We start from the raw sequence: 11,255 nt of genomic DNA on the forward strand, positions 1-11,255 counted from the left end.
GTATGGGGGCTTTGACGAAAGCTGAGATGGCGGAACGTCTGTACGAAGAGTTGGGTCTGAACAAGCGCGAGGCCAAGGAATTGGTCGAGCTGTTTTTTGAAGAGATCAGACACGCTCTGGAAGACAACGAGCAGGTCAAATTGTCCGGTTTCGGCAATTTTGACCTGCGGGACAAACGCCAGCGGCCTGGCCGCAATCCAAAAACGGGAGAAGAAATCCCGATCACGGCTCGCCGTGTGGTCACCTTTCGTCCAGGGCAGAAGTTGAAGGCCCGAGTTGAGGCTTATGCTGGAACCAAGTCATAACGACGAGCTACCCGTCATCCCAGGCAAACGCTACTTCACCATTGGTGAAGTCAGCGAGCTCTGTGCGGTAAAACCGCACGTGCTGCGCTATTGGGAGCAGGAGTTTCCTCAACTCAACCCCGTCAAACGCACCGGGAACCGTCGGTATTATCAGCGCCAGGATGTGCTGATGATCCGACAGATCCGTGCGTTGTTGTACGATCAGGGGTTCACCATCAGCGGTGCGCGTCAGCGCATGTCCGGTGATGAAGCCAAAGACGACACCACCCAGTACAAGCAACTGATCCGCCAGATGATCTCCGAACTCGAAGATGTACTGGTGGTTTTGAAGAAGTGATACAGGCTTTTAAAATACTTCCACATTTCAAAAGCTTGCGGTATATTCCTGATCGCTTCGTTGCGAAGCAAACCCAGTAACACGCCTAGTCGGGGCGTAGCGCAGTCCGGTAGCGCACTAGCATGGGGTGCTAGGGGTCGAGTGTTCGAATCACTCCGTCCCGACCATATTTTTCAATGACTTAGCCCAATCTGCAAAGGTTGGGCTTTTTCATGTCTTGGAAATTACTCCCACATTTACTCCCACGAATTTCTTGGATCTAAATAGCGTTGCCACCTGTAAGTTGGTGTCGGATTTGGCACCGCCTTGCAGGATGTTTGGCACTGGGTGCTCGCTTTAGAAACACTGAATTTTGCGCAGTTTTTGGCACCTCAACGGTGTCACTCAGATGCTGGTTTTGACGGTCGAGGAAATTTTGCGTCTGGAAACCCTTTTTTCAGCGCCGTGTAGAGTTCTTCAGCCACTTTATCCAAATCCTCAATTGATCTATCCACTCTGAAAATCAGACGTTTCGTCTGGTCTATCAATTGTGAGAACAGTCGTGGACCAAGCGCTTGCTCTAAAGAGCCGTGCGTGATCGTTCCGCCATTTGGGATGATCTTTTCGAGGATTGGCTGCACTTCCACATAGTGCAGTGTCGAACGGGTCCGGACCACGTCTATCGCATGAAGGAAGTTCTGTTCGGCAATGACCAGCGCTTCCAGTATCCCCGCATTTCCCAGGTCAAGAAAAAACGCAAGGCTATCTAGATCTATCCTCGGCGGCTCATCCAATGGATAGTCTATAGGGGGGAGTGATATTACTACCGAAGGGTTGTCGCGATAGTCATCCACAAAGTCCATCTGTATCTGAGCGACAATATTTATCTGGCGCCACAGCGTGAACATGGCGCGTGCGCCAGCACCTATTTGCCTTTTTCTCTCGTCCTCTTGGGCCGCATCTCGTACCAAGGTTGCTCCATACCATGCTCCGACATAAGCGGCGATCAATGTCGCTACAGCGGGTAAAAAATCTTTCGCGAAAGCTGCCAGTTGCGGTGTTCCAAAAGGGGCACTGAACGATGCTGCAACAATGATCAAAACCAGCAAGGTGAGTGGGTTTTTGAGTTTTTTCATATCATTACTCTAGCAAGCTGTTGTTGGGCGGTGTGGTCCTAGCGTAGAGCTACGCGTTAGGCGTCGTGTATTCTTGATTCATAGGGAGGGACACAGCCATCCGTGATTTCGTTTAGCTTTAAAAGCTTTCGAGTTTGGTCTTCAGGTAGTCAGCCTGGTCTACGCCTAGCGTGCGGATTACGCCCAGCTCTAGCTGACTCAAGCTGGCACCGCCCACTACATCTGGTGCCCCATCACGTGTAGTGGTGAATTCCAAATCTGAGAGTCCGAACATCTGTGCGACGCGCCTTTCCTCTGCGTTCATCGTTGTCGCTTTGCGTTCGACGTTCCGGCCGAACTGCTCATTATTCAGAGCAGTGAGCAGAAGATTCGGCTTGTTGGCCAATCCTGCCGACACAAGGGCCACGATACGGCCTGTCTCCGTTTCGTAATCAAATACCGGAGAAAGGTATCGATACTCTCGGGCTTCTACCTGGGCCCTTCCTCGAGGTGTCCAAGAGACTTTTCCCCATAGTGCGCCGATACGCAGCTGCAAAACTGTTATCCAACCTGCTGCGGGGGCCTCCTGGCCCTGCGGAGCGCGTCGCTGTGTAGCATGCTCCCAGTCAATAGGAACATCGATAGATCGACCAACAAAGGCCGTGGTGACCAATTGGCCAGACGCTTGGTCGAAAACCCACGATCTACCGTCACGGCCAGTGACCTTTGGGCCCGCAGGAATTAGCTCTACCCATTCTGGCGCTTGTCCGTTTATTAGGCTCGCCGCGATATCTACATCTAATGAAGCTTTCGCCAGCATACGTTTTCCTAAAATATGATGTGTTTCCGTGTGTGAGCGGCTTAGCCGTTGATGCATGCTTTCATCACATTACGTAGCGAAGCAGTTCTACCAAGCGTCTAGTCTCATCTGCGGTTATTGACCTCTCCGGACTTGTGTTCCGACTCTGCGCTCAAATTCTAGGAACAGTTCCTCGCGATCAAGGCGTATATCAAATGAAATTGGCTTATCAAGAGCGGCCCTGAATCGAGCAATTGCCTCATTCAAACCGACAAGTGAGGAGCCTCCAGCCTGAGTGCTAAAGGCACCTCCTAGTAACGTATTCGCCTGATTGCGCGCCCACTCATTCGCACTCGCGACTGTCGATCCCTGGGCAGTCAAGCCCGTATCTTGCTGAGCCAGTCGTCGAGCTTGAGCCGAGACCCAATTGTCGGTTGCATCTGGATTTTGATCTTTTAGGGTCATTCGATTGCGGTAGAAGGCGCCGTAGTATTCTCTCTGGCTGGCATTCAGCATCTTGCTTCGCTCCGCTTGAGACAGCCTGGTGGCGTCGTCTTGCGGGGAGGCCGTTGGCGCATATTGAGTCATGTCTAATGCCATGTATCCCGCTCCAATCCCCGGTATGGCTCTCAGCAGCATTGACCCTCCGCGAGCTGACAGCCCCGCGCCGACTGCTCCTACCACTCTCGCGATAGCACCACCTTTGCCCTTGCCGCCAAGTACCTCTGCCGCTGCGACCCCTAGGTCACCTATTCCTGTGCCCATATTGCTCGGCCAGTTAGTAACGTATACGGAGGTAACACCAGTTGCCTCCTCAAGCGCCTTGCCTACGGCAATACCCTTAAGGGTGTTCAATGGGTTATCGAACCCTGGCAATTTACTGAGTAGCGCACCAGCTCCTTTCTTGAGGCCTCTCCCAGCGTAATAACTGCCCGCTGCCGTCGCCGCGCCCAGGCCAAGCAGTTGTTCGCCCGACATGTTCAAGTCATCAAGAAGGTATGTGCCCATGCTGGCAAACGCTTTATTGATAGGCTGCGCCATTCGATCCGTGGCGTCACGCAAGGTGGCCCGCATACGCCCAGCTGTGCCGGTGGCACTCTCGGTGTTCTCCTTGCGTTGCTGATTGAAAATCGGCCCCCCGTTCTCGGTCTTACTGGAAATCGTGTGCATGTTGGACTCACGATCACCGGACAGCATCCAGCGCCAAGCTGTAACCGCTTCACGATCCATACTCTTGAACGCGACGTTCCAAAACTCTGCACGCTTCTTATCGTTCGGCATTTTTTCGTACTTTCGTTTCAGCTCCGCGATGACCTCAAAGGGATCGCGACGACTCTTGTCCTTGTTGAAAAACTCTGTGCCGGTCTTCTCGGTAATTTGTTTCTGGTACGACCCGGTGTTAAATACGGTGAGAAAGTTGCCCACCATGGTGCGCAAGTTGTCAGCGTTGGGCTCGACGTTGGACAACGATTCAATTAGGCCAAGCGACTGGCTAAACTTGAAACCTGCTGCACTAGCATTGGCGCCGACCTTGTTGAAAATATCGCCCAGAGTCACCCAATTCGGCTTTCGCGGCATCACCGGCAATAGTCATTTTCTGAAGGATCTCAAGCATTGCGCTAGGGTTCTCCAAATCAAATCCGTATGCCTCTTTAGCCGCCATGCCAACCCCGGCTAGCACCGTAGGGTCTGCGCCCCGTAATGCATTCGCTTGACCGATAGCATCAATACTTGATTTTGCAGCTTTTGGACTGAGGCCACCGGCCAACAAGGCGGCGCCACCCGTCAGGATTGCATCAGGATCGTTGCCATAGGCTTTGGCTACGCGGAACGCCTCTTTTTTGAATTCCTGGCGCTGTGCAGGTGTCATGTCAGCCGTTTGGCCTAACTGGATCACTTGACGCTCCGTGCGAGCGGCTGACCCTATGGATGCTGCTGCGCCAATACCGAGCCCTGCACCGGCAACCATCCCATTGGTACTCGCCATCACACCTCTAATGCGGTTGAACTCTGTGCGAGCCATAGCCGAAACATTTTTGATGATCCGTCCAGAGTTTGAAGCTGCTCTCGCCAACTCTCGAAAGCTGGTACTGGCGCGATCCACGCCAACACCTAGAGGACGTACACCCTCCCGGTCAGCGCTCCGCAGATTCTCTTTAACTTGAGTCGCTGCCGCTCGTGCGGCTTGCGCAAGTTGCTTCATGCTTGCAGTGCTTTGCGTCACCTGAGTACGGAAGTCACGGCCACCCTGCGTGCTGTCCCGCATGCCTTGACGGATCGCCCGATAGCTGGCAACTCCCGCTCGACCAATGCCAGAGACTGCTACCTGTGCATTTCGGCTTTCGTTCGCTAGAGATTTAGCGCCGTCCTTACCAGCTTGGCGTAGATCACGATTTAATGCGTTGATCTCGCGCCGACTGTTTCCCGAGTTCGCCTGAATTCGCAACGCGACGCGTAGATCACTCGACATCATATGCCTCCTGGTTTTTTCTTCATTTTCTGAATAGGTTTGCGCTGGCTGATATACCGCTTGCCAGTCTTCGGTTTACCCACAATTAAATCGATCACCGTCCCGAGCTGTGCTCGGGACATTCCATGGATCTCACTTAATTGATATCCGTGCCGGATGAGGGCGTGCTCGACTTGTCGCCAATCTCTGCTGCCAGGCTCGGCAGTTTGAGCTTTTTTTCCAATGCTTCATCGGCATCACTTAGGAGGCTCAAATCGCTCTCCGACAGTTCGGCATGTAGCAGCTCATAGGTCAGCGCCTCAGGGGGAATATCTCCCAAGGACACCAACTGTTTATGTAGTATCGCCAAGGTGGCGACGTGAATCGTTCCCTCGGGATGCTCGATCTGTACATTAATGATGTCTCCCGCCATTGGGATTCGCAGTGTGAAGTGTTTGTGTCTTACACCGGCGTAGTACACTCCAGCCGACAATTCACCATCAATCGTCAAACCTTCCCAGCGTTTATCTTGATTAGTCATCTTCAGGCCTATAAAAGGGGGTAATGGAATTAACGTATTTGCACGGCGTTGTTAATGTCGTTGAGTTGTTGGAACAGGCTGTCTCGTTGTTCCTTAAGCTCGGCTATTTGGTCTTCAATTGATTGGAGTTCGTCACGGCGTTTCGCGATGCTAACTTCGCCGCATGTTGCCCATTTGCCCGCGCTCCCCGCACGTAGACATGTCATGAGTCGATCATGCATCACATCAGGAAACAGAAAGCAGAGTGCATCACTTGTTACGTCAGGCTTAAGTACTTCGCTTAGCAGTTTTCCGACCTCAGTTTGCTCAAAATCTGGCCAGCGCATAACACTGTGTTGAGGTCCAGCCGCACGCCCTGATTGAGACGAATGTCGTGTGCCTAGCCAAAGGCGCGCGTAATTGTCCGCACGCCCCTGAATCTCTTGAAGAAGGAACGCGCTGTAGTCTTCCAAGGAAACAAGCCCGTTTTTCGATTTGCTTTTTTCTTTCTCAATAGAAACGATCTGCCCGGTAATACTTTCAATCTCTAAATTGATTCGCTCTCTTGATGCTTTGATTGCATCAAGTGCAGCTTTTGCTAAGTCGGGAATTAAATCCAGCTTGGTTTTGTCGCAATTGATGGGTTTCATTAAGGTTGACCTTGCTCAGGACTTTTAAGAGTTGCTGCTTTTCTTTCGCGTGCGATGATTTCATAGATGGCCTGACTGCCTAGGCGATAATCTTTAGCCAGTTGCGGTATAGGAACTTTATTCTTCCATGACGTATAAATATCAAAGTCCCGCGCCTTCCGTTCCGCAGCCGCCCCCATTGGCAAATAAAAAACTGCACCGCCGAAGGTTCTGCATAGTCCTAAAACTACTGCGCGTGCCAGGGATTGTGGCGAGCGTTCCTTATCTGGTTGTGCTGAGATCGAGTGCTCTACTACCTCGAGCATCTCTAACATCGTCCCCTCCCATTTAGGTGGGGCGGTTTTACTCTGCGTACTACCTTCGTCTTGCTGCATATCTCTTCCCTCTATCAAAATGCTTTCGTCGATATGAAAGAAGGTATCAGTCATCTCGTTAAATTTAACTTTCGTGCCGCCGAAATAAAAAATGGCACCTCTCGGGATGCCATTTCGGGTTGGTTGTACGGAAGAGCTCATGTTAGTTGTTTGAACTCCGATCAAGCCTTGCTTAAATCGTATCTTTTCCTACGCTATGTTAGTTTTTGCGCGCCAATGTCACCCAAAAACATGTGTAACCTGATTGCTGTGATGTTGGTCAATGAGCATTGACGTGGTTGAAACCTCCGGGCCGGAGTGAAGTGGTAGAAGTTCGAATCAATCGGATCTTCTCTGGAGTTCACCAACGATCTATTGGCTTTAAGGTTTGTCGGCGGGGCGTATAAGTCTTCCCGCTGTACAAGAAGCATAATCAGTAGCGTCTGTTAGTGATTCCCCCTTGGTTGCTAGTCGAACCGCAGGCACGATAGTTGAAAGTGCGTCCGCAGCCACCTTCACGCCGGGAGTTGATGAACTGTTTACCTTTGTAATCACTCCGTTATCTAATTCAACGCCAAAAGTTGAAGTTTCGAGCCAGCCCGGATCGTAAGCAATGTACCTGGTTTTTAGTGGGTCAACATCCGGAGCTATCTGTGCTTCCTTTACTTCTACAAGATTACAAGCTGTATCTTTGGAATCTTCAGAGGTGCCGGTATAAATCCTGATAACCTTTCCGTCTTTGTCTAAAATTCTATCCAGATAGTAGGTTTGAATTCTTTCTCGCAAGGGACTAAAAGGAATCCCAACATATCTTTTCTTATCTTTCTCGCTTCCGAAGTTTTGGATGGCCTGATCGCGGTCCATTACGTAGATATGCCCAGAGCATCCAGCCAAAATCTGACTAACTCCTGTAGCTAGCAGTATTTTTGAAAATTTCATAACTGTCCCCTCCCTAAGCAAGGCAAAGCGCCATCATTCAATGTAGGTGACATCCATCTGGATGCAAGCCGCTCGACAGCCCTAGATTCATTTATGTGGCTGTATCGGAAAGGCCAGCTCATATTGGATGGCCGTAAAGGGCGTTAGACCCGCGTTAGAAACGGTGATCGCAAGTCGGATAGGTCAGCGGTTAGCTTAGAGGTTTGCGCGTCTCAAATCGCTCTGTAGGCAGATTAGGTTTTTTGGTAAGTAAGGCCGGTCGGCGGGGAGCGGACCGGCTGAAAATGCCGAGCAGTAATTTATTAGCTGAAAACGTCATTGATCGACTTGAAAAGGGCTCCGAACCTCAGGCGCGTGACCTCATCAAGTGTTTCTGGAGGAGTGGTGGAGAAAGCTGCAGCGACCGCGTAGTGATTGAAGCCGCCCGAGGGGCGTACTTTAATGTCCTTATTTTCTAGAGCTCGCTCTATACGATGTACAACGCGGTCGCTTTCCGGCAGATCGGATTCGAGTATGGGGACACCTTTCAGTTCTTTCGCATAGGCCCTGTTGAAGTATTCAAGGTAAAGCTTAGTGGGTAGAAGATCTTCGATGTCGCTTGGAACGGTGTTCTGGCCGAATTTCGATGCGTCGCGAAATTGGGAAACATTAAATACGGATTTTTTTGTCAGCAGTTTTTGCTGAATTAATCCATCAAGCTTCTGTTCAGGTTTTCCGCTGAAGTCATGAAGCACTGCGACTTCAAGGCCATTTGCACCTAACAAGGACACGAAAGTTGCAACATTGCTTAGGCCTCCAACCGGAACGATAGTTACGTCCGAGGACAGGCTTTCGTCACCGCAAGTCTCTAAAATGGCTGAGGCCGTCAGTAGGTATGCGAGTTCAGATGGTCCTTCAACTAACAAGTTTTTATTTGCAATGAAAAGATTTTGAGCAACGCTCCAACCCAGCGCAGCTTGAAGTGGGAAGATAGTCCGAGCATCAGAGCCTGACAAATTGTCAGAAACTATAGTTCCACCTATGGTGATTTGTCTTCAACTACGCGTACTTGGTGAAGGCGGTTTGAGTTCACCATGAACGGCGAGTGAGTTGTATAGATAACTTGATGGTCTTTTGCGAGATTATCAATGTAGCGTAAGAAGTCCGCTTGAGCTAAAGCGTGCAATGCAAGACCCGGCTCATCCAGGAGCAGGACCAGTTGGCTGTGCTTTGGTGCTCCTGAAGGATCTACTTGTTGTTGTACACTATCAAACCAAACTAAGAAGCTGAAGAACCAAATGAACCCTCTGCTGCGCTGATCAAAAGGAGTTGTTACTCCTCGATGGCGGCGGTTTTTAATTCGTAAATATAAGTTTGGGCCATCATTAAATGGTGCTTCGTCATTTGCGTCGGAACGAATATCGACCTCGACCTCTAAGTCTTCATTTTGTTTCCAGAACTCTAAAACTTGATCTGTGAGACTTATTGAGACTGCTTCAACTTTTGCCTTTAACTCCTCGTATCCAGTGCTTCCAGAAAAATCATCCATATCTACATCTGCCATACGAAGCAGTGCCAGAACCGCCTGATGTTTTGATTGTATTTGTTTGTTTGCGTTGCTCGGGTCGGCCTTGGCGTTTGCTACACGGCTTGCCAGATCTTTTAGGTTGAGCTTGCCTGGTAGTAGGTCGTAATCACTGAAGTAAAGGAATTTAGGGAGTCGACTTGATAAGTGGCTCCATGTTTCGTACTCAACGACACTTTCCCAATCTGTTGCTGAAGCGCGTTTTTCTAGAACCCCTAAAAAAGTGCTATCCGCCTCGTTCGCATCAATCTCCTTAAGTTCAGAAAGTGCTTGTCTCAAGTTTTTGCAGTTTTTTATTATTGCTGATGCGTCACTGCTTAATCCGGCCGTGAGGGCCAGTGCTTGTACCACCGGGGCCTCATCGACAGTTAATTCAATTGTTTTTTTGTTGTCGTATGAGTGAGTTACTGAAAAGGTAAAGTCTGGTGAAATGTCTGTTTTGAGTTTTTTGTTAATCTGATCAACTTCCTCCTTTTTTAACTTATACGTCAGCCGTGTTGCCGCCTCAGGATTCTCCGCATGACGTTTCATGTAGGAGGTGTAATCTTTACGCGGATAATCATCGGTAGGGTTAAATTTCTCCTTACCTAAAGCATCCTGAGACTTATGCAGCGCCTTGAGAAAAACAGTTTTCCCGGCTTCGTTCATGCCTACCAAAACGGTTACGTCTCGGTCGATTTCGACGTTTTGAATTGTGTTTATGGAACGGAACGGCCCGACTTGCGCGGATGTGAGGATCACTGCTTCTCTCCCTATGTTGAGTACCCTGACTAGCGATAGTACCCGAGGGCACGGTGGTATCACATAGGGTAGCAGGGCATATATGGCGGTGGATTATCTGAAAGATCTACCGGCGCTCAGGGAGCCCAATATGCGTTGGTTACTTATCGACCGGTTTCGTTTTCCGGACAAACGCGACCTTTCCGAGATTAGGATCGAAGACCTGCCCTCGACGTTGAATCATCGGTGCAATTGGCCCTGTGTACATACCATGCGCAAGGCAATAGCGCGCTTGCTTCCCAGGTTGCGCGGGAGTGACAACGGTCAGATAACCAGCCCAGTTCAACCACTTGAGATAATTTTTTGCTGTTGCAATGCTCGTGGCTGCCGCTGTACTGGCGTACATCGCGAGCTCGGTAGCGTTGACTTCGTCCAGCATCCTGAGCGTGCGCCACATTGCCTCTGTGCCGCGACCTTGTTGGCTTGGAGTGCCGTCCAATCGAACCTGGGGTGCCTCGGTGCCCACATCACGAACTAGCTTGAATTCTGCTTGATCCCCAATACCATCGCCGCGTTCCAAATAGCCAGCTTTCCTCAGGCTGCTTACGTATGTCCGAACGGTTTCATCGTTGAGGTCAGTACGGCGACTGATGGTGTAACAACTAATACCCTCAGGATACTTTCTAATCATTTCCCACACACGCTGACGATTGCTTTTACCGTCCCGAATGACCATGTGCGCGGGCTTCCGGCCAATGCCCATCAGAGTGTTCTCCGCAATGGTGCCTCGCCGGTGAACCAGCCACGGTCTCCCCACTGCGCGCTATCAACAGAGTCCCAGCCGAACGCTAGGGCTTCGGATTGAAGTCGGTAAAGATTTACCACCACTCGACGTAAGCAGCCACGCACGGCTTTTCGTAGGTCTTCAAGAACGTCGTCATGAATTTGGAGGTGCGGATAGCAGGCGGCTGACAACGTTCGCAAATCTTCCTGTGTGGCAGGTTGTGCTGGCACCCACTCCAAAACCCTATTATGCAGGCGCTCAAGCTTGGCTAGGCTGAACGGTACGCGCTCTTCTCCGATCAGAACAATGGTCCCGTGGCTGGCGTTATAGATGTCCGTCAGGACGTTGGCCGCTGCCTTCTCTAGAAGGTACTGTGCATCGTCGACGATGAGAGGGCGCCCGCTCCGTGACAATTGATCTGCGATTTGATCAACCATCTCCGACATGGTGCGGCTTGGCACTATCGTCATTTCCCGCAAAACGGCAGCGAGAAAGGCCTTCTTTGTCCAAGTGTCCCGGCACTCGACGTAGTAGGCGCGATAGATGTTCGCTGCGAATGTTGCTCCCACGGTTTTGCCTAGCCCGCTAGCACCGTACATCACCACTAATCCGGGTAAGTTGGATGGCCGGGCCATAGCCCGCTCAACTGCGCTGGCTAGCAAGCCGACGTTCGTCAGGGGGACTATCTTCGGTGCGCTCATTCGGTGCTTCTCTATGCTGTTTTAGTGCTATCGGCCATCG

14 protein-coding genes and 1 tRNA gene are annotated in these 11,255 nt (G+C 50.7%); 3 read left to right on the plus strand and 12 right to left on the minus strand.

The window, feature by feature from the left end; genetic code table 11:
• Positions 1-2: 2 nt before the first annotated feature.
• From ihfA to LRS56_05520, 3 genes are all read left to right on the plus strand, one after another.
• On the plus strand, positions 3-305 hold the full coding sequence (gene ihfA / locus LRS56_05510) for an integration host factor subunit alpha (GenBank protein WDU63975.1): 303 nt from the start codon (positions 3-5) through the stop codon (positions 303-305).
• On the plus strand, positions 286-642 hold the full coding sequence (locus LRS56_05515; GenBank protein WDU63976.1) for a MerR family transcriptional regulator: 357 nt from the start codon (positions 286-288) through the stop codon (positions 640-642). Before ihfA ends, LRS56_05515 begins: the two co-directional genes overlap by 20 nt.
• Positions 643-732: 90 nt before the next feature.
• Positions 733-809, plus strand: a tRNA-Pro gene (locus tag LRS56_05520).
• Between the two features lie 213 nt (positions 810-1,022).
• On the opposite strand, the gene LRS56_05525 is transcribed toward LRS56_05520, so the two are convergent.
• The 12 genes from LRS56_05525 to LRS56_05580 all read right to left on the minus strand — a co-directional run bounded on the left by LRS56_05525 (position 1,023) and on the right by LRS56_05580 (position 11,215).
• Positions 1,023-1,757: a hypothetical protein gene (locus LRS56_05525; GenBank protein WDU63977.1), complete on the minus strand. Its 735-nt coding sequence runs from the start codon at positions 1,755-1,757 to the stop codon at positions 1,023-1,025.
• Positions 1,758-1,875: 118 nt separating this feature from the next.
• Positions 1,876-2,556, minus strand: a complete 681-nt coding sequence (locus tag LRS56_05530) for a hypothetical protein (GenBank protein ID WDU63978.1) — start codon at positions 2,554-2,556, stop codon at positions 1,876-1,878.
• Positions 2,557-2,670: 114 nt separating this feature from the next.
• Complete coding sequence (locus LRS56_05535; protein WDU63979.1) at positions 2,671-4,092, minus strand: hypothetical protein; 1,422 nt, start codon at positions 4,090-4,092, stop codon at positions 2,671-2,673.
• The gene (locus tag LRS56_05540) at positions 4,049-5,005 is read right to left on the minus strand and encodes a hypothetical protein (protein ID WDU63980.1); all 957 of its coding nucleotides are present in this window, start codon (positions 5,003-5,005) and stop codon (positions 4,049-4,051) included. Before LRS56_05540 ends, LRS56_05535 begins: the two co-directional genes overlap by 44 nt.
• A gap of 136 nt (positions 5,006-5,141) precedes the next feature.
• Positions 5,142-5,525, minus strand: a complete 384-nt coding sequence (locus tag LRS56_05545; GenBank protein ID WDU63981.1) for a hypothetical protein — start codon at positions 5,523-5,525, stop codon at positions 5,142-5,144.
• A 29-nt stretch (positions 5,526-5,554) separates the two neighbouring features.
• Positions 5,555-6,154 (minus strand): hypothetical protein, encoded by a 600-nt coding sequence (locus LRS56_05550; protein ID WDU63982.1) that lies wholly within the window; start codon positions 6,152-6,154, stop codon positions 5,555-5,557.
• Positions 6,154-6,669, minus strand: coding sequence for a hypothetical protein (locus tag LRS56_05555; GenBank protein ID WDU63983.1), 516 nt, complete (start codon positions 6,667-6,669; stop codon positions 6,154-6,156). Before LRS56_05555 ends, LRS56_05550 begins: the two co-directional genes overlap by 1 nt.
• A 219-nt stretch (positions 6,670-6,888) precedes the next feature.
• A complete protein-coding gene (locus LRS56_05560) occupies positions 6,889-7,446 on the minus strand; it encodes a hypothetical protein (protein WDU63984.1) in 558 nt (185 codons plus the stop codon).
• A gap of 302 nt (positions 7,447-7,748) precedes the next feature.
• Positions 7,749-8,441 (minus strand): ATP-dependent endonuclease, encoded by a 693-nt coding sequence (locus tag LRS56_05565; protein ID WDU63985.1) that lies wholly within the window; start codon positions 8,439-8,441, stop codon positions 7,749-7,751.
• A gap of 23 nt (positions 8,442-8,464) precedes the next feature.
• Positions 8,465-9,751 (minus strand): AAA family ATPase, encoded by a 1,287-nt coding sequence (locus LRS56_05570; GenBank protein WDU63986.1) that lies wholly within the window; start codon positions 9,749-9,751, stop codon positions 8,465-8,467.
• A gap of 139 nt (positions 9,752-9,890) precedes the next feature.
• Complete coding sequence (locus tag LRS56_05575) at positions 9,891-10,466, minus strand: hypothetical protein (protein ID WDU63987.1); 576 nt, start codon at positions 10,464-10,466, stop codon at positions 9,891-9,893.
• Between the two features lie 26 nt (positions 10,467-10,492).
• Complete coding sequence (locus LRS56_05580) at positions 10,493-11,215, minus strand: ATP-binding protein (GenBank protein WDU63988.1); 723 nt, start codon at positions 11,213-11,215, stop codon at positions 10,493-10,495.
• Positions 11,216-11,255: the final 40 nt, after the last annotated feature.

This window comes from Pseudomonas poae (assembly GCA_028869255.1).
Lineage (GTDB): Bacteria > Pseudomonadota > Gammaproteobacteria > Pseudomonadales > Pseudomonadaceae > Aquipseudomonas > Aquipseudomonas poae_C.